The sequence below is a fragment of the Shinella granuli genome, assembly GCF_004341885.1.
GTDB classification, from domain to species: domain Bacteria; phylum Pseudomonadota; class Alphaproteobacteria; order Rhizobiales; family Rhizobiaceae; genus Shinella; species Shinella granuli.
Window position 1 is genome coordinate 378,712 of record NZ_SLVX01000001.1, and the last position, 23,877, is coordinate 402,588.

Sequence of the window (23,877 nt, forward strand, 5' to 3'; positions counted from 1 at the left end):
TTTTGGGGAAAGGGTGACAATGCTGCTTTGGCTCGTCGAGCTGGCTGACACCGTGCAGGTGTTCAACCTGTTCCGCTACATTACCTTCCGGACGGGCGCTGCGCTGTTCACCTCGGCCACCATCGTCTTCCTCTTCGGACCGATGATCATCTCCTCGCTGCGCATCCGCCAGGGCAAGGGCCAGCCGATCCGTGCCGACGGGCCGCAGACGCACTTCAAGAAGGCCGGCACGCCCACCATGGGCGGCCTGATGATCCTCGCCGGCATCGTCGGCAGCGCGCTGCTCTGGGCCGATCTTTCCAACGTCTATGTGGTCGCGACCCTGCTCGTGACGCTCGGCTTCGGCGCGATCGGCTTCTACGACGACTATCTCAAGGTCACCAAGCAGACGGAGAAGGGCTTTTCCGGCAAGGCGCGCCTCGGCCTCGAATTCATCATCGCGGGGGCTGCGACCTATTTCATGATGCGCGCCTCGTTGTCCGCGGGGGCGGCCGGCTCGACCTTCGGCTCCTCCATCGCCTTTCCCTTCGCCAAGGATTTCCTGATCAATCTCGGCCTCTTCTTCGTGCTGTTCGGCGGCTTCGTCATCGTGGCGGCCGGCAATGCGGTGAACCTGACGGACGGGCTCGACGGCCTTGCCACGGTTCCCGTGATGATCTCGGCCGCCTCCTTCGGCGTCATCGCCTATCTTGCCGGCAACGCGGTCTTCGCGAACTACCTGCAGATCCATTTCGTGCCCGGCACGGGCGAGCTTGCCGTCGTGCTCGGTGCGGTCATCGGCGCCGGCCTCGGCTTCCTGTGGTTCAACGCCCCGCCGGCCGCCATCTTCATGGGCGACACCGGTTCGCTGGCGCTCGGTGGCCTCATCGGCACGGTCGCCGTCGCCACCAAGCACGAGATCGTCATGGCGATCATCGGCGGCCTCTTCGTCATGGAGACGCTGTCGGTCATCATCCAGGTCGCCTCCTTCAAGCTCACGGGCAGGCGCGTCTTCCTGATGGCGCCGATCCACCACCATTTCGAGAAGAAGGGCTGGACGGAAAGCCAGGTCGTCGTGCGCTTCTGGATCATCGCCGTCGTGCTGGCGCTGGTCGGCCTCTCCACGCTCAAGCTGCGGTGAAGAGGTCATGATCCCCGTCACCACCTTCAAGGGAAAGACGGTCGCGCTCTTCGGGCTCGGCGGCTCCGGCCTTGCGACGGCGCTGGCGCTTGCCGCGGGCGGCGCCGAGGTCACCGCCTGGGACGACAGCGCGGCGAGCGTCGAGAACGCGTCGTCCGCCGGCATCCGGACGGGCGACCTGCGCAGGCTCGACTGGAAGGCCGTGGATGCGCTGGTGCTTTCGCCCGGCGTGCCGCTCACCCATCCGAAACCCCATTGGAGCGCGGAGCTTGCCCGCGCAGCCGGCGTCGAGATCATCGGCGATGTCGAGCTCTTCGTGCGCGAGCGCCGGGCGCATGCGCCCGATTGCCCCTTCGTCGCCATAACAGGCACGAACGGCAAGTCGACCACGACGGCGCTGATCGCCCATATCCTCAAGGCGAGCGGGCGCGATACCCAGCTCGGCGGCAATATCGGCACCGCGGTGCTGACGCTCGATCCGCCGAAGGCCGGCCGCTTCTATGTGGTGGAGTGCTCCTCCTACCAGATCGACCTGGCGCCGACGCTGAACCCGTCCGCCGGCATCCTTCTCAACCTGACGCCCGACCATCTCGACCGCCACGGCTCGATGGAGCACTATGCCGATGTCAAGGAACGCCTCGTCGCCGGCAGCCGGACGGCGATCGTCGGCGTCGACGACAGTTTCTGCGAGCGCATCGCCGACCGCGTCGAGCGGGCCGGCACGAAGGTCGTGCGCATCTCCAAGCGCAACGTGCTGGCCGACGGCATCTATGCCGATGGCCCGCGCCTCGTCCTGGCGCAGGGCGGGGCGACCCGCGTGATCGCGGACCTTTCCTCGATCGAGACCCTGCGCGGCGCCCACAATGCGCAGAACGCCGCCGCCGCCGTCGCGGCCTGCCTTGCGGTCGGCGTCGGCGAGGACGAGATCCGCACCGGCCTTGCGTCCTTCCCGGGCCTGAAGCACCGCATGCAGCCGGTCGGCCGCAAGGGCGAGACGCTGTTCGTCAACGATTCGAAGGCGACGAATGCCGATGCGGCCGCGCCGGCCCTGTCGAGCTTCGAGCGCATCTACTGGATCGCCGGGGGCGTGCCGAAGGAGGGCGGGATTTCCTCGCTCGGCACGTTCTTCCCCAAGATCGCCAAGGCCTATCTCATCGGCGAGGCGGCGCCCGCCTTCGCGGCGACGCTCGGCGAGGCCGTGCCCTTCGAGATGTCCGGCACGCTGGAACGGGCGGTCCAGGATGCGGCGGCGGATGCCGAGCGGGATGGAAACGGCCCCGTTACCGTTCTGCTTTCCCCGGCTTGCGCAAGCTTCGACCAGTACAAGAACTTTGAAGTCAGGGGTGATGCCTTCGTGAAACACGTTTCGGCCCTGCCGGGCGTGTCCATGCTGGTCGAGGTTTAGGATGGTGTCGGGATTTGCGACCTTGCTCCCTGCCTCTCCGCCATCCTCGGGCTTGACCCGAGGATCCATTTGCGCCGTGCGTGCCGCGTGGATCCTTGGGTCAAGCCCGAGGATGACGGAGGGGAGGGAGTGGACGCAGCGGATTCCGAACCGCTCAGCGAGAGGAACGAGACATGGTTAGTCGTGCCGAACGTGGTGCATTGGCGGACTGGTTCTGGACGATAGACCGGTTCTTCCTGGCGGCCTTCATCCTGTTGATGGGCCTCGGCTTCATGCTGTCCTTCGCGGCCAGCCCGCCGGTTGCCGAGCGCCTCGGGCTCGACAGCTTCCACTTCGTCAAGCGCCACGCCATGTTCCTGATCCCGGCCATCGCGGTGATGTTCGGCATTTCCTTCATGTCGCCGCGGCAGGTGCGGCGCGCGGCGATGATCCTGCTCGTCGTCTCGCTTGCGGCCATGGTGCTGGCGCTGTTCTTCGGCGTCGAGGTCAAGGGCTCGCGGCGCTGGATCTCCATCGGCAGCTTCTCCATCCAGCCGTCCGAATTCATGAAGCCGGCCTTCGTCGTCATCTGCGCCTGGCTCTTTGCCGAACATGCCCGCCAGCCGGAAATTCCCGGCAACCTCTTCGCCATCATCCTTTTCGGCATCGTCGCGGCGCTGCTCGTCGCCCAGCCCGACCTTGGCCAGACCATCCTGACGGCCGCCGTCTGGGGCGGCATGTTCTTCATGGCCGGCATGCCGTGGCTGTGGATCATCGTGCTCGGCGGCGCGGCCGTCGGCGGCCTCCTGACGGCCTATACGTTCCTGCCGCACGTGGCGGGCCGTATCGACAAGTTCCTGACCGGCGAGGGCGATACGTTCCAGATGGACACGGCGCGCGAGGCCATCATCCGCGGCGACTGGTTCGGCCAGGGGCCGGGCGAGGGCACGGTCAAGCGCATCATCCCGGACAGCCATACCGACTTCATCTTCTCCGTCGCGGCCGAGGAGTTCGGCATCCTCTTCTGCATGGTCATCGTCATGATCTTCGCCTTCGTGGTGATGCGCGGCCTCAACCATGCCTTCAAGGAGCGCAACGATTTCACGCGTTTCGCCGTCGCCGGCCTCGTGCTGCAGATCGGCACGCAGTCGATGATCAATATCGGCGTGAACCTGGAGTTGCTGCCGGCCAAGGGCATGACGCTGCCGCTGATCTCCTATGGCGGCTCGTCGATGATCGCGATCTGCGTGACGGCCGGCTTCATCCTGGCGCTGACCCGCCACCGCCCGGAAAAGCGCGCCTCCGAGCGCAGCCTCTTCCGCGGCGGCATCGTGGCGCCTGCGGAGTGATCGGTTCGATGGCGTATGCGGGTTTCACCCCCCTCTGCCCTGCCGGGCATCTCCCCCTCAAGGGGGGAGATCGGCTGGAGGCAAGGCGGTGCCACGAATCGATCTCCCCCCATGAGGGGGAGATGCCCGGCAGGGCAGAGGGGGGTAATGCCTCCGCAACGCACAAGGCATGCACCTCATGAGCAAAGGCATCGTTCTCCTCGCCGCCGGGGGCACCGGCGGCCATCTCTTTCCCGCAGAGGCGCTGGCGCATGAGCTGAAGGCCGGCGGCTGGTCGGTGCATCTTGTCACCGACAGCCGCGCCGAGCGTTTTGCCGGAAAATTTCCGGCGGACGAAATCCATGTCGTTCCCTCCGCGACGATCGGCTCGAAGAACCCGGTCAGCGTCGTGAAATCGCTCTTCACGCTGTGGAAGGGCATTCGCGTCGCGCGCAAACTGATGGCGCGCCTGCGGCCGAAGGTGGTCGTCGGCTTCGGCGGTTATCCCACCGTTCCGCCGCTTCTCGCCGCGACGGGCATGGGCATCCCCTCGATGATCCACGAGCAGAATGCGGTGATGGGCCGCGCCAACAAGGCGCTGGCGAACCGCGTGAAGGCGATTGCCGGCGGCTTCCTGCCGGAGACGGGCGGGCAATATGCGGCAAAGACGGTGACGACGGGCAACCCGGTCCGCCCCGCCGTGCTCGAAGCGGCGACCATTCCCTATGAGGCCTCGACGGATGGCGAATTCCGCCTCGTCGTCTTCGGCGGCAGCCAGGGCGCGCAGTTCTTCTCCAAGGCCATTCCCTCGGCGATCGCGGCGCTGGAGCCTACCGACCGGGCAAGGCTCAGAATCACCCAGCAGGCGCGTCCGGAAGACCGCGACGAGGTGGTGCGCACCTATGACGAGCTCGGCATTCCGGCCGATGTCTCGCCCTTCTTCACCGATATGGCGTCGCGCATCGGCAATGCCCATCTCGTCATCAGCCGTTCCGGCGCCTCGACCGTCTCCGAAGTCTCGGTCATTGGCCGTCCCGCCATCCTCGTGCCCTATCCCTATGCGCTTGATCACGACCAGGCGGCGAATGCCGCGGCGCTGGCTTCGGGCGGCGGGGCGAAGGTGATCGCGCAGGGAGAGCTTTCGACGGAGCGCCTGGCGGGCATCGTCTCCAAGGCGATGCATGACCCGGCGGGCATGGCGGCCATGGCCGCAAACGCCAGAAAGGCGGGCAAACCGGACGCCGCGCGCTTGCTCGCCTTAATGGTTGAGGCTATTGCGGGCGGCAGGTCCATTGCACAGTTCAAGGGCGTACAATTCAAGGGAGAACGGCCATGAAGATGCCGCAGAGCATAGGGCTCGTTCATTTCATCGGCATTGGCGGCATCGGCATGAGCGGCATCGCCGAGGTGCTGCACAATCTCGGCCACAAGGTGCAGGGCTCCGACCAGGCGGACAGCGCCAATGTGCAGCGCCTGCGCGAGAAGGGCATCGAGGTCTTCGTCGGCCACAGGGCGGAAAACCTGGGCGATGCCGAAGTGGTCGTCGTCTCCACCGCCATCAGGAAGAACAATCCCGAGCTGGTGGCCGCGCGCGAAAAGCTGCTGCCGGTCGTGCGCCGGGCGGAAATGCTCGCCGAGCTGATGCGCTTCCGCAATGCCATCGCCATCGGCGGCACCCACGGCAAGACGACGACGACCTCGATGGTCGCGACGCTGCTGGAAGCCGGCGGCCTCGACCCGACCGTCATCAACGGCGGCATCATCAATGCCTATGGCACCAATGCCCGCATGGGCGAGGGCGAATGGATGGTGGTGGAGGCGGACGAATCGGACGGCACCTTCCTGAAGCTGCCCGCCGACATCGCCGTCGTCACCAACATCGACCCCGAACATCTCGACCACTACGGCAATTTCGATGCCGTGCGCGCGGCCTTCCGCCAGTTCGTCGAGAACGTGCCGTTCTACGGCTTCGGCGTCATGTGCCTCGACCATCCGGAGGTGCAGGCCATGGTCAGCCGCATCGAGGACCGCAAGGTCATCACCTATGGCGAGAACCCGCAGGCCGACGTGCGCTTTTCCAATATCCGCATGGACGGCGCGACCTCCGTCTTCGACGTCGAGATCCGCCGCCGCCGCACCGGCCAGGTCATCGCGCTGAAGGACCTGCGCCTGCCGATGCCGGGCCGCCACAACGTTTCCAACGCCACCGCGGCCATCGCCGTCGCCCAGCGTCTCGGCATGTCGCCGGAGGCGATCGCCCGGGGGCTTGCCGGCTTCGGCGGCGTCAAGCGCCGCTTCACGCTGACCGGTAGCTGGAACGGCGTCAATGTCTACGACGACTACGGCCACCACCCGGTCGAGATCAAGGCCGTGCTGCGCGCGGCGCGCGAGGCCTGCGCGGGCCGCGTCATCGCCGTTCACCAGCCGCACCGCTACAGCCGCGTCGCGAGCCTCTTCGAGGAGTTCGCCGGCTGCTTCAACGAGGCCGACACGGTGATGATCGCGCCGATCTATGCGGCGGGCGAGGACCCGGTCGACGGCGTCACCGCGGAGGAGATGGTTTCCCGCATCAAATCCGCCGGCCACCGGGACGCGCGCTTCCTGCCGTCGCCGGAAGCTTTGGCGCCCGTCGTCGCCGGCATTGCAAAGCCCGGTGACTTTGTGGTTCTCTTGGGGGCTGGCAGCATCACGTATTGGGCGCAGACGCTGCCGAAGGACTTGGCAGGCATTTCGGGGCAGGTGGCATGAAGCAGGTGGACGGGGAAAAACTTCTGGCGTCGTTGGGCGAGGGGATCAAAGAGGTCCGCGGACGCCTGACGCCGGATGCGCCGATGGACCGCGTCACCTGGTTCCGCGCCGGCGGCCTTGCCGAGCTGATGTTCCATCCGCATGACACCGAGGATCTCGCGACCTTCCTCAAGCTCGTGCCGGAGGAGGTGCCGATCACCGTGACCGGCGTCGGCTCGAACCTTCTGGTGCGCGACGGCGGCATTCCCGGCGTCGTCATCCGCCTCTCGGCCAAGGGGTTCGGCGATGTCGAGCTCGTCGGCGAGAACCGGATCAAGGCGGGCGCGATCTGCCCGGACAAGAACATCGCCGCCATGGCGCTCGACCACGGCATTGCCGGCTTCGAGTTCTATTACGGCATTCCCGGCTCGATCGGCGGCGCGCTGCGCATGAATGCCGGCGCCAATGGCGGCGAGACCAAGGATCTCGTCGTGGAGGTGCACGCGATCGACCGCAAGGGCAATCCGCATGTGCTGTCCAATGCGGATATGGGCTATACCTATCGCCATTCCGCCGCGCCGTCCGACCTGATCTTCACCCATGCGATCTTCCAGGGCGAGGCGGGCGACAAGACGGATATCCGCGGCAGGATGGATGCGGTGCGCCAGCATCGCGAGACCGTGCAGCCGATCCGCGAGAAGACCGGCGGTTCGACCTTCAAGAACCCGGAAGGGCATTCGGCCTGGAAGCTGATCGACGAGGCGGGCTGCCGCGGCATGATGATCGGCGGCGCGCAGATGTCGCCGATGCACTGCAACTTCATGATCAACACGGGCCAGGCCACCGGCTACGAGCTGGAATATCTCGGCGAGACCGTGCGCAGCCGCGTGCTGGAGCATTCCGGCATCATGCTGCAATGGGAAATCAAGCGCCTCGGCAATTTCATGCCGGGCTACGAGGTCAAGGAGTTTCTGGGCCGCGCAACGGCCTGATCCGACACGATTCTTGCTGGGGCGTTCGACAAACGCCCTCTCCCTCACAGGCAAGTTCACCGAAACGAAACCGTGTGACGTCGCGCCTCCGGCGCGCGACGCGGCCCTGCATGCCAGGGTCCTGATGGGGGTATTCATGAACAGGAAACTTGCCGCCGAGTTCATCGGCACGTTCTGGCTCGTCTTCTGCGGCTGCGGCAGCGGCATATTGGCCGCGGCGTTTCCGGAGGCCGGCATCGGCCTTGCCGGCGTCTCCCTTGTCGCCGGCATCGCGCTGATGGCGATGATCTACACGATCGGCGGCATTTCCGGCGGGCACATGAATCCGGCCGTTTCCGTGGGCCTTGCCGTCGCCGGCCGGTTTCCGGCCGGTCATATCCTGCCCTACATGGTGGCGCAGGTCGCGGGGGCGACGGCTGCGGGCGCCGTTCTCTATCTCATCGCCTCCGGCAAGGCGGGCTTCCAGCCGGGCGGCTTTGCCGCGAACGGCTATGGCGATCTCTCCCCGGGCGGCTATTCGCTGACGGCCGGCCTCGTGAGCGAAGTGGTGCTGACGGCGCTCTTCCTCTTCATCGTCCTCGGCGCGACCCGTCGCCGCGCGCCGGTGGATGTCGCGCCCGTCGTCATCGGCCTCAGCCTGACGGCGATCAACCTCGTTTTGATCCCGGTCACCAACACCTCCCTCAACCCGGCCCGCTCGACGGGCGTCGCCTTCTTTGCCGAGACGGCGGCCCTCTCGCAGCTCTGGCTGTTCTGGCTCGCCCCTGTTCTCGGCGCCGTCGCCGGCGCGGTGGCCTGGAGGCTCGTCGGCGAAAGCAGTGCGGCGCAGGCCGACCCCGCCCTTGCATTGAAGGCGAATCTGCGTGCCTGATCAGCAGGCGCGCAGATTCATTTTCTTCGTTCAGCCCCTGTTCATAGGGGTTTAGCGAAGGCTATGCTCGGTCGCGCGATGGTTGCGCGATGGAGCCCCGCTCCAGCGGGGTTTTGACCAGGGGGCATTCATGTTCAAGAAACTCTCAGCCGAATTCCTCGGCACGTTCTGGCTCGTCTTCGGCGGTTGCGGCAGCGCGGTGCTGGCCGCCGCCTTCCCGGAGGTCGGCATCGGCCATCTCGGTGTCGCCTTCGCCTTCGGCCTTACGGTGCTCACCATGGCCTATACGGTCGGCGGCATTTCCGGCGGGCACTTCAACCCGGCCGTCTCCGTGGGCCTGACGGTGGCCGGCAAGTTCCCGGCGTCCAGCCTTGCGCCCTATATCGCGGCGCAGGTCGTGGGCGCGGTCGTCGCGGCGGTGGTGCTTTATCTCATCGCTTCCGGCAAGACGGGCTTCCAGGCGGGCGGATTCGCTTCCAACGGATATGGCGACCTGTCGCCCGGCGGCTATTCGCTGACGGCGGCGCTGGTTGCCGAAGTGGTGCTGACGGCCTTCTTCCTCATCATCATCCTCGGCTCGACCCATGGCCGTGCGCCGGTCGGCTTCGCACCGATCGCCATCGGCCTCGGCCTGACGCTGATCCATCTCATCTCGATCCCGGTGACGAACACCTCGGTCAATCCGGCCCGCTCGACCGGCGTCGCGCTCTTTGCCGATACGGCGGCGCTCTCGCAGCTTTGGCTGTTCTGGCTCGCCCCGGTGCTTGGGGCCGTCATCGGCGCGGTGATCTGGAAGGTCGTCGGTGAGGACGACTGATCGCGGGCAAAAAGAACCCGCCGCGTCGCCGCGGCGGGTTTTCTCTCAAAGGTCCCGAAGGGCTCAGACCTCTTCCTTGCCCGAAAGCAGGATGCAGGCCAGCGTGATCACGGCCGATATGCCGAGATAGTAGCCGACATAGGTCATGCCGTAGTTCGCCTGCAGCCACGTCGCGATATAGGGCGCGAGCGAGGCGCCGAAGATGCCGGCGAAGTTGAAGGTGATCGACGAACCCGTGTAGCGCACCTTGGTGGGGAAGGGTGCGGCGAGCGCCGTGCCGATGAGACCGTAGGTCATGCCCATCAGCGCCATGGCGAGGATGACGAAGACGAAGATGCCGCTCTCGCCGCTCGTCATCAGTCCCGGCAGGACGAACGAGAAGGCGCCGATCAGCACGGTCGTGAGGATCAGCACCTCCCGACGGCCGAACCTTTCGGCGAGCTTGCCGGCGAGGGGAATGAAGAGGCCGAACAGCACCGAGCCGAGCAACTGGATCTCCAGCGCCTCGACGAAGGGCAGCTTCAGGACCTTGACATTATAGGAGAGCAGGTAGGCCGAGCCGATATAGAACAGCACGAAGGTGGCGAGCGCCACGAAGGTGCCGAGCACGAGGCTGCGCTTGTGGTTGCGGAAGAGCTCCACGACCGGGACCTCGACGCGCTCCTGCTTCTCGATGGCCTTCTGGAAGGCCGGCGTCTCGGTGATCGACAGGCGGACCCAGAGGCCGACGGCGATCAGCACGATCGAGGCGACGAAGGGGATGCGCCAGCCCCAGGCGAGCAGCGATTCCTGCGACATGACATGCAGCAGCAGCCAGAAGACGCCGGAGGAGAGGAAGAGCCCGACGGGCGCGCCGAGCTGCGGGAACATGCCGTACCAGCTGCGCTTGCCGGGCGGGGCGTTTTCCGTCGCCAGCAGCACCGCGCCGCCCCATTCGCCGCCAAGGCCGAAACCCTGGCCGAATCGGCAAAGCGCCAGGAGCAGCGGCGCAAGAACGCCGATCGTCTCGTAGGAGGGCAGCAGGCCGATGATCACGGTCGAGACGCCCATGGTCAGAAGCGCCGCCACGAGCGTCGTCTTGCGGCCGATGCGGTCGCCATAATGCCCGAAGACGATCGCGCCGAGCGGGCGGGCGAAGAAGGCGATCGAGAAGGTCGCGAAGGAGGCGAGGAGGGCCGTCGTCGGATCGCTGTTCGGGAAGAACAGCGTCGGGAAGACCAGCACGGCGGCCGTGGCATAGACGTAGAAATCGAAGAATTCGATGGTCGTTCCGACCAGGCTTGCAAAAAGAACGCGCGCCGGAGAGTTGAGTCCAGCGCGGTTGGAATGCGTTGCGGTCGGCGACCCGGAAGCGAGCATATCACTCATCATGGGTGCCTTTTTCTTGGTTCTTGAAGCTGTCTTGGGAGGCAGCGGCGGTTTATTACGCCAACCGAGCGGTCAGCGAAACAATAAAAGTATACCGGGCGGTAAAAAATCGTACTTTTCGTGCGCGTGCGGGCGAGCCCGCGTTTACCAAGGCTTTGCGGCTATGGGGCCGTCCTGCGGCCCCGCTTTAGAGAATTCTAAATTCTTCTTTTTCTTGCGCCGGCCACAACTCTCTGATTCCAGAGAGAGAATCGAAGCGCGACTTGATTCGGGACAGGAAAATTCGCCTCCGGGCGGCTTCGGTTAACGAAAGTAAACGCTTCATTAACCTTAATGACGCTCTAGTGGTCCCATCTCGCTCGCCGAGTCGGATCGCAGAGGCAAATCAGGTCCGCGCAAGGGACGAGAGGCAGTGTGCGGAATTCAGTTGGGGGTTCTATGAGCGTGAAGCATGTCGCGATGCTGATGGGTGGTTTTTCGTCGGAGCGGCCGGTGAGCCTTTCGTCGGGCAACGCCTGCGCCGACGCGCTTGAGGCCGAGGGCTACCGGGTGACGCGCGTCGATGTCGGCCACGACGTCGCCAGCGTGCTTGCCGAACTGAAGCCGGATGTCGCCTTCAACGCGCTGCACGGCCCCTTCGGCGAGGACGGCACCATCCAGGGCATCCTCGAATATCTCGAAATCCCCTATACCCATTCCGGCGTGCTCGCTTCCGCTCTTGCAATGGACAAGGCGCAGGCGAAGATCATCGCCAAGGCCGCCGGCATTCCGATCGCCGAGCAGCGGCTGATGGATCGATTCGATTTCACCTCGGCGCATCCGATGAAGCCGCCATACGTGGTCAAGCCGGTGCGCGAAGGCTCGTCCTTCGGCGTCGTCATGGTGAAGGAAGACCAGTCGCATCCCCCGCAGATCATCACGTCCCCGGAATGGCGCTATGGCGACAGCGTCATGGTCGAGCGCTACATCTACGGCCGGGAACTGACCTGCGGCGTCATGGGCGACGTCGCGCTCGGCGTCACCGAAGTGGTGCCGCAGGGCCACGCCTTCTACGACTATGATTCCAAATATGTGAAAGGCGGCTCGAAACACGTCATCCCGGCGCAAATTTCACCGAATATTTACCAAAAAGTACAAACACTCTCCCTCAAGGCGCATCAAGCGATCGGGTGCCGTGGCGTCAGCCGTTCCGACTTCCGTTACGACGACCGATTCTCCGAGAATGGCGAGCTTATCTGGCTGGAGATCAACACCCAGCCCGGCATGACCCCGACCTCCCTGGTGCCCGAAATGGCCGTCCATGCCGGCCATTCCTTTGGTGAATTCTTGCGGTGGATGGTGGAGGACGCGTCGTGTTTGCGTTGAGCGTCAAGAAGAGCAGGGTGCGCCCCGTCGGGCTTCCGGAAGCGGAAGCCGGTCGCGTGCTGCCGCGCCCGCTGCGCCGGATCGTCCGGTTCCTGGTCAGCCTGGCGGCCGGCCGCATCCATATTCCGCGCCACACCGGCAGCATCGCGACCGCGCTGTTCATCGGTGCGACGGGCCTTTATGGCATGTCGCTCGGCGGCCACTCGCAGGATGTCGCGCAGGCCTCGACGACGGCGATCGGCTTTGCCATCGAGGACGTCAAGGTCTCCGGCAACCGCGAGACCTCGGAAATCGACATTCTGGAGCGCCTCGGCCTCGACGGCACTACCTCGCTGGTCGCCCTCGACGTCAAGGAAGCCCGCAAGCAGCTCACGGAGCTGCCCTGGGTCGAGGATGTATCCGTGCGGAAAGTCTATCCGGGCACGATCGAGATCGCGCTGAAGGAGCGGGAAGCCTTCGCCATCTGGCAGCACGGCAGCGACCTGTCGCTGATCGAGAAGAACGGCAGCGTCATCGCGCCGCTGCGCGACAACAAGTTTTCGACGCTGCCGCTGTTCGTCGGCCGCGACGCGGAGACGGCCGCGGCCGGCTTTGCCGACGAGTTCGACAACTGGCCGGAAATCAAGGCGCGGGTGAAGGCCTATATCCGGGTCGCCGGCCGTCGCTGGGACCTGAGGCTCGACAACGGCATCGTCGTCAAGCTGCCGGAGCACAACGTGCCGCGCGCCATGGACACGCTGGCGACGCTGGAGGCGGAGCAGGGGATCCTGGAGCGCGACATCGCGGCCGTCGATCTTCGGCTCGAAGACCGCACGACGGTCCGTTTGACGGAAGGGGCGCTGGAACGCCGCAATGCGGCGGTCGAGCAGAGGACGAAGGATCTGAAGAAGGCAGCGAAGCGCACATGAGCATTTTCGGTTCGTCCCATTTCGGCCTGCCGCGCTTGAAGCCGCTTTCCTCCAAGCGGGCGCATGTCGTTTCGGTCCTCGACATCGGCTCCACCAAGATCGTCTGCATGATCGGCCGGCTGACGCCGCGCGCCGAAAGCGAGATCCTCCCGGGCCGCACGCACAATGTGGAGGTCATCGGCATCGGCCACCAGAAGTCGCGCGGCGTGAAGAACGGTGTCATCACCGATCTGGATGCCGCCGAAAGCGTGGTGCGCCTCGCGGTCGATGCCGCCGAGCGCATGGCGGGCCTTACCATCGAGAGCCTGATCGTCAACGTCTCGGCCGGCCGCCTGCAGAGCGACGTCTACACCGCCACCATCGATCTCGGCGGCCAGGAAGTGGACGCCAACGACCTGCGCAAGGTGCTCGCCGTCGCCGGCCAGCAGTCGCTGCGCCAGGACCGCGCCATCCTCCACTCGCTGCCGACGGGCTTCTCGCTCGACGGCGAGCGCGGCATCCGCGATCCGCTCTCCATGTTCGGCGACGTGCTCGGCGTCGACATGCATGTGCTGACGGCCGAACGCGCCGCGCTGAAGAACCTCGAACTCTGCATCAACCGCGCCCACCTCTCCGTCGAGGGCATGGTGGCGACGCCCTATGCGAGCGGCCTTTCGGCCCTCGTCGACGACGAGGTCGAACTCGGCTGCGCCTCGATCGACATGGGCGGCGGCACGACGACGATCTCCGTCTTCGCCGAAGGCAAGCTGGTGCATTCCGACGCCGTCTCGCTTGGCGGCCACCACGTCACGACGGATCTTGCGCGCGGTCTGTCGACCCGCATCGAAGATGCCGAACGCCTGAAGGTCGTGCACGGCTCGGCCCTGCCGAACGCCGGCGACGAACGCGATATCGTCACCGTCCCGCCGATCGGCGAGGACGACCGCGACCAGCCGACCCATGTGCCGCGCGCGCTGCTGTCGCGCATCGTGCGCGCCCGCATCGAGGAGACGCTCGAACTCATCCGCGACCGCATCCAGCGCTCCGGCTTCTCGCCGATCGTCGGGAAAAGGATCGTGCTGACGGGCGGCGCCAGCCAGCTCACCGGCCTGCCGGAAGCGGCCCGCCGCATCCTCGCCCGCAACGTCCGCATCGGCCGCCCGCTCGGCGTCTCCGGCCTGCCGACGGCGGCCAAGGGCCCGGCCTTTTCGACGGCGGTGGGCCTGATGATCTATCCGCAGGTCGCGGAACTGGAAGAACACGCTGTGCAGGGCGGCATGCTCTCGCAGCTCACGGGTGGCAACGGCCGCATTGCCCGCATGGGCCAGTGGCTGAAGGAGAGTTTCTGACGGGTTTCCCGGCGGCGTTACGGCCGGGAAAGACCGACACTTGAGTTTTGGGAATAGACCGGCTGGGCGAAGCAGCCGGAAACGAAAGGAACACTGCAATGACTATCAAGCTCCAGAAGCCGGACATCACCGAGCTGAAGCCCCGCATCACCGTCTTCGGTGTTGGCGGGGGCGGTGGCAATGCTGTCAACAACATGATCACCGCGGGCCTGGAAGGCGTCGACTTCGTCGTCGCCAACACCGACGCCCAGGCGCTGACGATGACCAAGGCTTCGCGGATCATCCAGATGGGCGTCGCCGTCACGGAAGGCCTCGGCGCCGGCTCGCAGCCGGAAGTCGGCCGCGCCGCCGCGGAAGAGTGCATCGACGAGATCATCGATCACCTGAACGGCACCCACATGTGCTTCGTCACCGCCGGCATGGGCGGCGGCACGGGCACGGGCGCAGCGCCGGTCGTCGCCCAGGCGGCCCGCAACAAGGGCATCCTGACCGTCGGCGTCGTCACCAAGCCGTTCCACTTCGAAGGCGGCCGCCGCATGCGTCTTGCCGAAGAGGGCATCCAGGAACTGCAGAAGTCGGTCGACACGCTGATCGTCATCCCGAACCAGAATCTCTTCCGCATCGCCAACGACAAGACCACGTTTGCCGACGCCTTCGCGATGGCCGACCAGGTGCTCTATTCGGGCGTCGCCTGCATCACCGACCTCATGGTCAAGGAAGGCCTCATCAACCTCGACTTCGCCGACGTCCGCTCGGTGATGCGCGAGATGGGTCGCGCCATGATGGGTACGGGCGAAGCGTCGGGCGAAGGCCGCGCCATGGCCGCCGCGGAAGCGGCGATCGCCAACCCGCTGCTCGACGAGACCTCGATGAAGGGCGCGCAGGGCCTCTTGATCTCCATCACCGGCGGTCGTGACCTCACCCTCTTCGAAGTCGACGAAGCCGCGACCCGCATCCGCGAGGAAGTCGATCCGGACGCAAACATCATCCTTGGCGCAACCTTCGACGAAGAGCTCGAAGGCCTCATCCGCGTCTCCGTTGTTGCAACCGGTATCGACCGCGCGGCCTCGGAGGTGGCTGCGCGTCATGCTGACTTTCGCAGCCACAGCAAGCCGGTAGTCCGCCCCTCCGCCGCCGTTCCGGTCCAGCCGCAGGTTCAGGCCGCCGCGCCCCAGCCGCAGCCGGTCCAGCAGCAGCCCGTCATGCAGCAGCCGGTCGCCCAGCAGCCGGTGGTCGACCCGATCGCCGAAGCCATCCGCGCCTCGGAAGAGAGCCTGGAGCGGGAACTCGCCATTCCGGTGAACCGCCCGGCTCCGGTCCAGCAGCCGGTCGCTTCCGTCCAGGAAGAGCCGCGCCTGCAGAACCGCCTCTTCGCCGCCCCGGCCGAGATGCCGGTGCAGCGTCCGGTCCAGCAGCAGCCGGTGCAGCAGGCCCCGGTCATGCAGCAGCGCGTCGAGCCCGCCGCTCCGATCATCCGTCAGGAGCCGCAGACCATGCGCATGCCGAAGATCGAGGACTTCCCGCCGGTCGTGCAGGCCGAGATCGACCACCGCTCCGCCCAGCAGCCGGCCGCCGCGCACAGCGAAGAGCGGGGCCCGATGGGCCTGCTCAAGCGCCTGACGTCCTCGCTCGGCCGTCACGAGGAGCCGCAGGCCGCCCAGGAGCCGGTCGCCCAGCCGCAGCAGCAGCGCCGCCCGCTCTCGGCCGAAGCCAGCCTCTACGCCCCGCGTCGCGGCCAGCTCGACGACCACGGCCGCGCCAACCCGCAGCCGCGTTCGCTCGGTGAGGACGACCAGCTCGAAATCCCGGCCTTCCTGCGCCGCCAGTCGAACTGAGGCCTTCTTCGGAGCCCGTTTTCAAAATGCCCGGACCCTCGTCCGGGCATTTTTGATTCCCGTCTGATATCAAGAGCTTGCCGCTGGAATAAAGCGTAACAAAGCGAAAGAAACAGTGATTTGTGTAGCCCTGAGGGACCTACTACATTCAGCCTAGGCACAGGGGCCAGTCAGGGATCGGATGCCGGCATCACGCCGGAGCGCATCAAATCACTCCAGACGTTGAGGCGGACTTGTCGGTGGGCGCAGCGCGCCCGGCCAGGGGTATCCTTGGGCCAATGAAATACCGGGGGCTCCCGCGAGCCCATGAAAGACGGAATGTCGGCGAGAAATGAGCCGACAGTAAGACGAGGCGAATGCACATGACGATCGGTATGCTCGGTTTCCAGACGACGATTGCGAGCCCTGTGACCATTTCGGGCACGGGTGTCCATTCCGGCGCTGCCGTGTCGATCATCTTCAACCCGGCCGAAGCCGACAGCGGCATCGTCTTCCAGCGCCTGCATAACGACGGCACCGTCAGCGAATACCGCGCGGTCTCCGCGCAGGTCGGCAACACGGATCTGTGCACCGTGCTCGGCTTCACGCCCGCGACGTCGATCGCCACCGTCGAGCACGTCATGGCCGCGCTCTATGCGCTCGGCCTCGACAATGTCCTCATCGAAGTCCACGGCGCCGAAATGCCGATCATGGACGGCAGTTCCGCGCCCTTCATCGACGCGATCGACCAGGTCGGCCTCGTCCCGCTCGCCGTCAAGCGCCGCTATATCCGCATCGTCAAGCCGGTGCGCGTCGAGGCCGGCGCCTCCTGGGCCGAGTTCTCGCCCTATGACGGCACGCGATTCGAGGTCGAGATCGATTTCGACTGCCCGCTGATCGGCCGCCAGTCCTGGAAGGGCGACCTGACGCCGATGACCTTCCGCAACGAACTGTCGCGCGCCCGCACCTTCGGTTTCATGCGCGACGTGGAAAAGCTCTGGGCTGCCGGCTTTGCGCTCGGCTCGTCGCTGGAAAACTCCGTCGTCATCTCCGACGACAACGCTGTGATCAATGTCGAGGGCCTGCGCTACGCCAAGGACGAGTTCGTGCGCCACAAGACGCTCGACGCGGTCGGCGACCTTGCGCTTGCCGGCGCGCAGTTCATCGGCTGCTACCGCTCCTATCGCGGCGGCCACAAGATGAACGCCCATGCGCTGAAGGCGCTGCTCAGCGACCGCACGGCCTATGAGGTCGTCGAAGCCGCCGCGCCGCGCTCGCGCCCCGGCCAGCGCGAGCTGATCGCCGTCAATGCGCCGGAATTCGCACCCTGGTCCCTTTGAGGGGAACGTTCCCGGCCGCCGCTTTCCAGCCAGCCTTGCCATAAAAATGCGTTAATGCGTCGGCATGGCGTTGCGGTCTTCAGGCATTTGGAGATACAACGCGGGGCGCGCGCGGCGGGTCACTGCATCGCGTCCGTTGAACTGGGATTGTCACATGGTTGTTGCAGGGTCTGTTGGTGTGAAGAAGACGGCGCGCATTGTCTATCTTACGCTTTTTGCGGCAGCTTCGCCTGTCGTTCTTTCCGCGTGCCAGTCGGATCCGGACATCGACATCACCAAGCTGACCGGCGAGACCGAACCCGCCGACACGCTTTACAACCAGGGCCTTGCCAACCTCAATGCCGGCAAGGTGGGGGAGGCGAGCCGCAAGTTCGAGGCCGTCGACCGCCAGCACCCCTTCTCCGAGGAAGCGCGCAAGGCGCTCGTCATGTCGGCCTTCACGAATTATCGCCAGGGTCGCAACGAAGAGGCGATCGCCGCCGGCAAGCGCTATCTCAACCTGTATCCGGGCTCTTCCGATGCGGCCTACGCGCAGTACATCGTCGGCCTTGCCTACTGGAAGCAGATCCCGAGCGTGACGCAGGACCAGCGTGCCTCCCAGCAGACGCTGGAAGCCATGCAGGCCGTCGTCGAGAACTATCCCGATTCGGAATATGTCGAGGACGCGCAGACCAAGATGCGCTTTGCCCGCGACCAGCTCGCCGGCAAGGAAATGCAGGTCGGCCGCTACTATCTCGAGCGCAAGGAATATATCGCGGCCGCCAGCCGCTTCCGCGTCGTCGTCGAGAAATATCCGATGACCAACCAGATCGAGGAAGCGCTCGCCCGTCTCGTCGAGACCTATTACGCCATGGGCGTTGATACGGAAGCGCAGACGGCCGCGGCGGTGCTCGGCCATAACTATCCCGACAGCCAGTGGTATGCCGACAGCTACAAGCTGCTTCAGTCGAAGGGGCTTGAGCCGCGTGAAAACAGCGGATCCTGGATTTCGCGCGCCGGCAAGAACCTGCTCGGCGTCTGACCGAAGAGCAAACACGGCATGCTGGCGCAGCTTTCGATCCGCGATATCGTCCTGATCGAACGGCTCGACCTCGCTTTCGAGCCGGGTCTCTCCGTGCTGACGGGCGAGACGGGCGCCGGCAAGTCCATCCTTCTCGACAGCCTGTCGCTCGCCCTTGGCGGGCGGGGTGACGGCTCTCTGGTGCGCCACGGCGTGGAGCGCGGCCAGGTGACGGCCGTCTTCGACGTGCCGCCCGGCCATGCCGCCCGTGCGCTGCTGCGCGACAACGGCATAGACGACGACGGCGACCTCATCTTCCGCCGCCAGCAATCCGCCGACGGGCGCACCAAGGCCTTCGTCAACGACCAGCCGGTCTCCGTGCAGTTGATGCGGCAGGCCGGCCAGCGTCTCGTCGAGATCCACGGTCAGCACGACGACCGCGCGCTCGTCGACACCGATGCGCACCGCCTGCTGCTCGATGCCTTCGGCGGCCTCGGCGAGGCGGCGGGCGATGTCGGCACGCTCTATCACCAGTGGAAGGAGGCCGAACGCACGCTGCGCCGCCACCGCGAAAAGGTGGAGGCCGCTGCCCGCGAGGCCGATTACCTGCGCTCCTCCGTCGAGGAACTGGAGGCCCTCTCGCCGCAGGACGGCGAGGAGGATGCGCTGGCGGAAACCCGCGCCCGCATGATGAAGGCCGAGCGCATCGCCGGCGACATCAACGAGGCGAGCGAGTTCCTGAACGGCAATGCCTCGCCCGTGCCGCTCATCGCGGCGCTCGTGCGCCGCCTGGAGCGCAAGAGCCACGAGGCGCCGGGCCTTCTGGAGGAGACGGTCGAACTGCTCGACCAGGCGCTGAACCAGCTTTCCGATGCGCAGATGGCCGTCGAGGTGGCGCTGCGCAAGACCGAATACGACCCCAAGGAGCTGGAGCGCACGGAGGAGCGTCTTTTCGCGCTGCGCGCCGCCGCGCGCAAATATTCCGTGCCCGTCACCGGCCTTCCGGCGCTTGCAGCCAAGATGATCGCCGATCTTGCCGATCTCGATGCCGGCGAGGAGAAGCTGGTGCGGCTTCAGGCCCATCTTGCCGAGACGCGCGCCGCATTCGACCAGGCCGCCCGCGCGCTCTCCGACAAGCGGCACCATGCGGCCGAGGCGCTCGCCGCCGCCGTGATGGCGGAACTGCCGGCGCTGAAGCTGGAGCGTGCGCGCTTCACCGTCGAGATCGCCACCGATCCGGAAGGCGGCGCGGAGGAGGGGATCGACACGGTCGAATTCCATGTCCAGACCAATCCCGGCACGCGCCCCGGCCCGATCATGAAGGTGGCCTCCGGCGGCGAACTCTCGCGCTTCCTGCTGGCGCTGAAGGTGGCGCTCGCCGATCGCGGCTCCGCGCCGACCCTCGTCTTCGACGAAATCGACACCGGCGTCGGCGGCGCGGTGGCCGATGCGATCGGCCAGCGGCTGAAGCGGCTCTCCTCGACCGTGCAGGTGCTCTCCGTCACCCACGCTCCGCAGGTCGCGGCCCGCGCGGCGACGCATCTGCTCATCTCCAAGGGGCCGGTCGAAGGCAGCGAGACGGTCGCCACCCGCGTCGCCCGGATGGATGACGGCGCCCGCACCGAGGAGATCGCCCGCATGCTCGCCGGCGCCTCGGTGACCGACGAGGCGAGGGCGGCCGCGGCGCGGCTGCTTTCAGGCGGGGTGTAGCGAGGCTGCCCCTCATCCGCCTGCCGGCACCTTCTCCCCGCAAGCGGGGCGAAGGGCGATGTGGCTCCGTTCCCAAACAATCGGCGGAGAAAATCTGGGAAGCCCGGGCGGCGTTCCCCTTCTCCCCGCTTGCGGGGAGAAGGTCGCGGCAGCGGGATGAGGGGTTGTTCCATCTTTCCTTTCGTCAGCTTTTCTCTAAAACCGGTGGCCTGATCCGGAGCAGACCATGGCAAATGTGAAAACCCCCGTCGACAATCTCACCGAGGAAGAGGCCGCGGCCGAGCTTGCCTATCTGGCGGCGGAAATCGCGCGCCATGACGAGCTCTATCACGGCCAGGACGCGCCGGAGATCTCGGACGCCGACTACGATGCGCTGAAGCGGCGCAACGAGGCGATCGAGGCGCGGTTCCCGGCGCTCGTCCGCGACGACAGCCCGTCGCGCCGGGTAGGCTCCGCCCCGCTGCCGACCTTTGCGCCGATCACCCATGCACGCCCGATGCTCTCGCTCGACAACACCTTCTCCGACGAGGACGTCCGCGATTTCGTCGCCTCCGTCTACCGTTTCCTCGGCCGTCTGCCGGACGATTCGATCGCCTTTACCGCCGAGCCGAAGATCGACGGCCTTTCCATGTCGATCCGCTACGAGAACGGGCGTCTCACGACGGCGGCGACGCGCGGCGACGGCACGACGGGCGAGAACGTCACCGCCAACGTGCTGACCATCGCCGAGATTCCGAACCGCCTGCCGGCCGGCGCGCCCGCCGTCGTCGAGGTGCGCGGCGAGGTCTACATGGCCAAGAGCGACTTCCTGGCGCTCAACGAGAAGATGGCGGCGGAGGGCAAGCAGACCTATGTCAATCCGCGCAACACGGCGGCGGGCTCGCTGCGCCAGCTCGACGCCACGGTGACGGCAAGCCGCAAGCTGCGCTTCTTCGCCTATGCCTGGGGCGAGATGTCGGCGATGCCGGCCGATACGCAATATGGCATGATCGAGGTGCTGAAGGCCTGGGGCTTCCCCGTCAATCCGCTGACGCAACGGCTCTGCCGCGTCGACGACATCATCGCGCATTACCGCGAGATCGGCCTTGCCCGCCCGGACCTCGACTACGACATCGACGGCGTCGTCTACAAGGTGGACGAGCTGGCGCTGCAGGAACGCCTCGGTTTCCGCTCCCGCTCGCCGCGCTGGGCGACGGCGCACAAGTTCCCGGCCGAGCAGGCCTTCACCACCGTCGAGAAGATCGACATCCAGGTCGGCCGCACCGGTGCGCTGACGCCCGTCGCGCGGCTGACGCCCGTCACGGTCGGCGGCGTGGTCGTCACCAATGCGACGCTGCACAATGCCGACTATATCGAGGGCATCGGCAATAGCGGCGAGCGCATCCGCGCGGAAGACCATGACATCCGCATCGGCGACACCGTCATCGTGCAGCGCGCGGGCGACGTGATCCCGCAGGTGCTGGACGTGGTGATGGAAAAGCGGCCGGCGGAGGCGCAGCGCTACGAATTCCCGAAGACCTGCCCGGTCTGCGGCAGCCATGCCGTGCGCGAGCGCAACGAGAAGACGGGCCGACTCGATTCCGTCACGCGCTGCACGGGCGGTTTCGTCTGCCGCGCGCAGGCCGTGGAGCACCTGAAGCATTTCGTCTCGCGCAATGCCTTCGACATCGAGGGGCTGGGCGCCAAGCAGATCGATTTCTTCTTCGCGGCGGAAGATCCGTCGCTGACGATCCGCACCGCGCCCGACATCTTCACGCTTGAGAAGCGGCAGGCCGATTCGCTCACCAAGCTGGAGAACATCGACGGTTTCGGCAAGGTCAGCGTGCGCAAGCTCTATGATGCCATCGGTGCCCGCCGGTCGATCGCGCTCAACCGCTTCATCTATGCCCTCGGCATCCGCCATGTCGGCGAGACCAATGCCAAGCTCCTGGCGCGCGCCTACGGCACCTATGCGGCCTTCGAGGAGGGGATGAAGGCCTCCGTCTCGCTCTCCGGCGAGGCCTGGAACGAGCTGAACAGCATCGACGGCATCGGCGAGGTCGTCGCCCGGGCGATGGTCGAATTCTACAAGGAGCCGCGCAATCTCGACGTGATCGACCGGCTGCTGCAGGAGGTGACGCCGGAGGCGGCCGAGGCGGTCGTGGCAAGCTCGAGCCCGGTCGCCGGCAAGACGGTGGTCTTCACCGGCTCGCTGGAAAAGATGACGCGCGACGAGGCGAAGGCCATGGCCGAGCGGTTGGGCGCCAAGGTGGCGGGCTCGGTCTCCAAGAAGACCGACCTCGTGGTGGCGGGGCCGGGCGCCGGCTCCAAGCTCGACAAGGCACGGGAATTCAATGTCGAGGTGATCGACGAAGACGGCTGGTTCGAGCGGATCAAGGCACCGTGACGGTCGAGCCGCGCACGAGGAAGCGGCCATCGAAGGTCATAGGGACACCCTGGCCTTCGTTATAGTCCCGCGTGCCGCCGAGATAGGCGTGCATGTGCAGGTGCGGCTCGGATGAATTGCCGGAATTGCCGACCCGGCCGAGCGCTTGCCCTTTCGTGACGATCGCGCCGGCGGCGACCGCGATCGAGCCCTTGCGGAAATGGGCGAGCAGGATGCGCGCCGTGCCGCAGGCGAGGATGACGTGGTTGCCCGCCGGCTCCTCGGTGTTCGTCTCGGAAATGCGGTTGTCGTCGATGCCGTCATGGGTCGAGATGGCAATGCCGTTGCAGGGGCTCTCCACCTCCTGGTCATAGATCACGTAGTCCGCAAGGTCCTCCGGCAGCAGCCCGTTCGCCCGCATGCCGAACGTGTTGAGCGCGACGATGTCGAGCGCGAAGCGCTGGCTCTGGTTGCCGTGGTGATGGTTGATCGAGGCCGTGCCGCCGCCCTGGCCGATATAATAGGTGCCGGCGGCGAAGGGAAAGGCGAGTTCCACTGCCGTCTCCTGGTAGCCGTAGCCGGAAAGGGCCCGGGCCGTCAGCGCCAGGAAGAAGACAGCCATGGCCGCGGTGAAGCCGTGCGTGCGCAGCAGGGAGGACGACGCGTTCCAGGGGCGGTCGCGAACGCGCAGATAGGAAAGGGCGGCCGCCACGACGTAGGCGGCCGGCAGGAGGAAGGCGAGCGCCGCCCCCAGGAAATCCCAGCGCCCGATGACGGCGATGAAGGAGAAATAGGCGGCGCCATAGGCGGCGCGCGTGAACCAGCCGAGCCGGTCGACCGGGCGCGGCAGCCAGAGCCAGGAAAGGAAGAAGGCCGGCAGGAGGACCTGGGTGATCAGCAGGATGAGAATGGGCCATGCCATGGTGGAGCCTTGCAGGGTCGGTCGAATGCCCATTTCGATGCGGACATGGATACTTGCGTTTGTTCAATCCCCAGATGCGAAATTGGTTCCCGTTTTCACGCCGGCCGTCACGGATCGGTGTAGCCGGCGGCGCGGATCTCCACCCGCCGCCCGGCCGGATCGTTTGCGAACAGGAGGGCGCCTGTCGATTTCGATTCCGCGGCGACATAGTCGAAGATCACATGGTTCTCCTCGACGATCTTCTCTCCCTCCGTCAGCCGGCCGAGGACGGTGACGGCGGCGGCGGTCGTGGTCGCGGAATTGGCAATGTCGAAGGTGACGCGATATCCGGCGCCGGTCTTCTCCGTCGCCAGCACCACGATGGAAAGGTCCGGCGGTGTCGCTTCCCGCGTGAAGGCCTCCCAGCCGATCCAGCCGAGCATGCCGGCAATCAGCAGGGCGGAAACGAGGCCGGTCAGCCACTCGATCCAGTGCGGATCGTGACTTTCCCTGTGGCGGCCCTGTTCGGATCGGGTCAT

The 23,877-nt window shown here is 66.1% G+C and carries 19 protein-coding genes; 16 read left to right on the forward strand and 3 right to left on the reverse strand.

The window, feature by feature from the left end:
• The first annotated feature begins 19 nt into the window (after positions 1 to 19).
• The 8 genes from mraY to aqpZ (EV665_RS01835) all read left to right on the forward strand — a co-directional run bounded on the left by mraY (position 20) and on the right by aqpZ (EV665_RS01835) (position 9,239).
• Positions 20 to 1,120 (forward strand): phospho-N-acetylmuramoyl-pentapeptide-transferase, encoded by a 1,101-nt coding sequence (gene mraY, locus EV665_RS01800; protein WP_064330567.1) that lies wholly within the window; start codon positions 20 to 22, stop codon positions 1,118 to 1,120.
• A 7-nt stretch (positions 1,121 to 1,127) separates the two neighbouring features.
• The gene (gene murD / locus EV665_RS01805; RefSeq protein ID WP_133032865.1) at positions 1,128 to 2,525 is read left to right on the forward strand and encodes a UDP-N-acetylmuramoyl-L-alanine--D-glutamate ligase; all 1,398 of its coding nucleotides are present in this window, start codon (positions 1,128 to 1,130) and stop codon (positions 2,523 to 2,525) included.
• Between the two features lie 173 nt (positions 2,526 to 2,698).
• The gene (gene ftsW, locus EV665_RS01810) at positions 2,699 to 3,853 is read left to right on the forward strand and encodes a putative lipid II flippase FtsW (protein WP_064330565.1); all 1,155 of its coding nucleotides are present in this window, start codon (positions 2,699 to 2,701) and stop codon (positions 3,851 to 3,853) included.
• A gap of 178 nt (positions 3,854 to 4,031) precedes the next feature.
• A complete protein-coding gene (gene murG / locus EV665_RS01815) occupies positions 4,032 to 5,168 on the forward strand; it encodes an undecaprenyldiphospho-muramoylpentapeptide beta-N-acetylglucosaminyltransferase (protein ID WP_133032866.1) in 1,137 nt (378 codons plus the stop codon).
• Positions 5,165 to 6,580 (forward strand): UDP-N-acetylmuramate--L-alanine ligase, encoded by a 1,416-nt coding sequence (gene murC / locus EV665_RS01820; RefSeq protein WP_064330564.1) that lies wholly within the window; start codon positions 5,165 to 5,167, stop codon positions 6,578 to 6,580. Before murG ends, murC begins: the two co-directional genes overlap by 4 nt.
• Positions 6,577 to 7,551 carry a UDP-N-acetylmuramate dehydrogenase gene (murB, locus tag EV665_RS01825; RefSeq protein ID WP_064330563.1) on the forward strand — a complete coding sequence of 325 codons (975 nt, stop codon included), beginning with the start codon at positions 6,577 to 6,579 and terminating at the stop codon, positions 7,549 to 7,551. Before murC ends, murB begins: the two co-directional genes overlap by 4 nt.
• Before the next feature lie 136 nt (positions 7,552 to 7,687).
• The gene (gene aqpZ / locus EV665_RS01830; RefSeq protein WP_133032867.1) at positions 7,688 to 8,422 is read left to right on the forward strand and encodes an aquaporin Z; all 735 of its coding nucleotides are present in this window, start codon (positions 7,688 to 7,690) and stop codon (positions 8,420 to 8,422) included.
• A gap of 130 nt (positions 8,423 to 8,552) precedes the next feature.
• Entirely contained in the window at positions 8,553 to 9,239 is a 687-nt protein-coding gene (aqpZ, locus tag EV665_RS01835; protein WP_133032868.1) for an aquaporin Z, read from the forward strand.
• A gap of 63 nt (positions 9,240 to 9,302) precedes the next feature.
• On the opposite strand, the gene EV665_RS01840 is transcribed toward aqpZ (EV665_RS01835), so the two are convergent.
• Positions 9,303 to 10,607 (reverse strand): MFS transporter, encoded by a 1,305-nt coding sequence (locus EV665_RS01840; protein WP_133033060.1) that lies wholly within the window; start codon positions 10,605 to 10,607, stop codon positions 9,303 to 9,305.
• 438 nt (positions 10,608 to 11,045) lie between these two features.
• On the opposite strand from EV665_RS01840, the gene EV665_RS01845 reads away from it, so the two are divergent.
• From EV665_RS01845 to ligA, 8 genes are all read left to right on the forward strand, one after another.
• Complete coding sequence (locus EV665_RS01845; RefSeq protein ID WP_133032869.1) at positions 11,046 to 11,972, forward strand: D-alanine--D-alanine ligase; 927 nt, start codon at positions 11,046 to 11,048, stop codon at positions 11,970 to 11,972.
• Positions 11,960 to 12,880 carry a cell division protein FtsQ/DivIB gene (locus EV665_RS01850; RefSeq protein WP_064330511.1) on the forward strand — a complete coding sequence of 307 codons (921 nt, stop codon included), beginning with the start codon at positions 11,960 to 11,962 and terminating at the stop codon, positions 12,878 to 12,880. The genes EV665_RS01845 and EV665_RS01850 overlap by 13 nt, the downstream gene beginning before the upstream one ends.
• A complete protein-coding gene (gene ftsA / locus EV665_RS01855) occupies positions 12,877 to 14,208 on the forward strand; it encodes a cell division protein FtsA (RefSeq protein ID WP_064330510.1) in 1,332 nt (443 codons plus the stop codon). The genes EV665_RS01850 and ftsA overlap by 4 nt, the downstream gene beginning before the upstream one ends.
• Positions 14,209 to 14,306: 98 nt before the next feature.
• Positions 14,307 to 16,043, forward strand: coding sequence for a cell division protein FtsZ (gene ftsZ, locus EV665_RS01860; RefSeq protein ID WP_064330509.1), 1,737 nt, complete (start codon positions 14,307 to 14,309; stop codon positions 16,041 to 16,043).
• A gap of 362 nt (positions 16,044 to 16,405) precedes the next feature.
• The gene (gene lpxC / locus EV665_RS01865; protein WP_133032871.1) at positions 16,406 to 17,362 is read left to right on the forward strand and encodes a UDP-3-O-acyl-N-acetylglucosamine deacetylase; all 957 of its coding nucleotides are present in this window, start codon (positions 16,406 to 16,408) and stop codon (positions 17,360 to 17,362) included.
• A gap of 154 nt (positions 17,363 to 17,516) precedes the next feature.
• A complete protein-coding gene (locus EV665_RS01870; protein ID WP_064330508.1) occupies positions 17,517 to 18,383 on the forward strand; it encodes an outer membrane protein assembly factor BamD in 867 nt (288 codons plus the stop codon).
• An 18-nt stretch (positions 18,384 to 18,401) separates the two neighbouring features.
• Positions 18,402 to 20,072 carry a DNA repair protein RecN gene (recN, locus tag EV665_RS01875; protein ID WP_133032872.1) on the forward strand — a complete coding sequence of 557 codons (1,671 nt, stop codon included), beginning with the start codon at positions 18,402 to 18,404 and terminating at the stop codon, positions 20,070 to 20,072.
• 226 nt (positions 20,073 to 20,298) lie between these two features.
• Positions 20,299 to 22,458 carry an NAD-dependent DNA ligase LigA gene (ligA, locus tag EV665_RS01880; protein ID WP_133032873.1) on the forward strand — a complete coding sequence of 720 codons (2,160 nt, stop codon included), beginning with the start codon at positions 20,299 to 20,301 and terminating at the stop codon, positions 22,456 to 22,458.
• On the opposite strand, the gene EV665_RS01885 is transcribed toward ligA, so the two are convergent.
• Together EV665_RS01885 and EV665_RS01890 are read right to left on the reverse strand one after the other, a co-directional pair.
• A complete protein-coding gene (locus tag EV665_RS01885) occupies positions 22,445 to 23,359 on the reverse strand; it encodes a M23 family metallopeptidase (RefSeq protein WP_162852944.1) in 915 nt (304 codons plus the stop codon). The genes ligA and EV665_RS01885 overlap by 14 nt on opposite strands.
• A gap of 107 nt (positions 23,360 to 23,466) precedes the next feature.
• Positions 23,467 to 23,877, reverse strand: coding sequence for a TIGR02588 family protein (locus tag EV665_RS01890; protein WP_133032875.1), 411 nt, complete (start codon positions 23,875 to 23,877; stop codon positions 23,467 to 23,469).

What these genes read in the sequence shown, in the direction of transcription:
- EV665_RS01890 (WP_133032875.1), bottom strand. Translation starts at nt 23,877, where the DNA reads ATGACCCGATCCGAACAGGGCCGCCACAGGGAAAGTCACGATCCGCAC.
- murG (WP_133032866.1), top strand. Translation starts at nt 4,032, where the DNA reads ATGAGCAAAGGCATCGTTCTCCTCGCCGCCGGGGGCACCGGCGGCCAT.
- ftsA (WP_064330510.1), top strand. Translation starts at nt 12,877, where the DNA reads ATGAGCATTTTCGGTTCGTCCCATTTCGGCCTGCCGCGCTTGAAGCCG.
- ftsZ (WP_064330509.1), top strand. Translation starts at nt 14,307, where the DNA reads ATGACTATCAAGCTCCAGAAGCCGGACATCACCGAGCTGAAGCCCCGC.
- EV665_RS01845 (WP_133032869.1), top strand. Translation starts at nt 11,046, where the DNA reads ATGAGCGTGAAGCATGTCGCGATGCTGATGGGTGGTTTTTCGTCGGAG.
- lpxC (WP_133032871.1), top strand. Translation starts at nt 16,406, where the DNA reads ATGACGATCGGTATGCTCGGTTTCCAGACGACGATTGCGAGCCCTGTG.
- murB (WP_064330563.1), top strand. Translation starts at nt 6,577, where the DNA reads ATGAAGCAGGTGGACGGGGAAAAACTTCTGGCGTCGTTGGGCGAGGGG.
- aqpZ (WP_133032868.1), top strand. Translation starts at nt 8,553, where the DNA reads ATGTTCAAGAAACTCTCAGCCGAATTCCTCGGCACGTTCTGGCTCGTC.
- murD (WP_133032865.1), top strand. Translation starts at nt 1,128, where the DNA reads ATGATCCCCGTCACCACCTTCAAGGGAAAGACGGTCGCGCTCTTCGGG.
- EV665_RS01885 (WP_162852944.1), bottom strand. Translation starts at nt 23,359, where the DNA reads ATGGCATGGCCCATTCTCATCCTGCTGATCACCCAGGTCCTCCTGCCG.
- EV665_RS01840 (WP_133033060.1), bottom strand. Translation starts at nt 10,607, where the DNA reads ATGAGTGATATGCTCGCTTCCGGGTCGCCGACCGCAACGCATTCCAAC.
- mraY (WP_064330567.1), top strand. Translation starts at nt 20, where the DNA reads ATGCTGCTTTGGCTCGTCGAGCTGGCTGACACCGTGCAGGTGTTCAAC.
- ftsW (WP_064330565.1), top strand. Translation starts at nt 2,699, where the DNA reads ATGGTTAGTCGTGCCGAACGTGGTGCATTGGCGGACTGGTTCTGGACG.
- EV665_RS01870 (WP_064330508.1), top strand. Translation starts at nt 17,517, where the DNA reads ATGGTTGTTGCAGGGTCTGTTGGTGTGAAGAAGACGGCGCGCATTGTC.
- aqpZ (WP_133032867.1), top strand. Translation starts at nt 7,688, where the DNA reads ATGAACAGGAAACTTGCCGCCGAGTTCATCGGCACGTTCTGGCTCGTC.
- murC (WP_064330564.1), top strand. Translation starts at nt 5,165, where the DNA reads ATGAAGATGCCGCAGAGCATAGGGCTCGTTCATTTCATCGGCATTGGC.
- recN (WP_133032872.1), top strand. Translation starts at nt 18,402, where the DNA reads ATGCTGGCGCAGCTTTCGATCCGCGATATCGTCCTGATCGAACGGCTC.
- ligA (WP_133032873.1), top strand. Translation starts at nt 20,299, where the DNA reads ATGGCAAATGTGAAAACCCCCGTCGACAATCTCACCGAGGAAGAGGCC.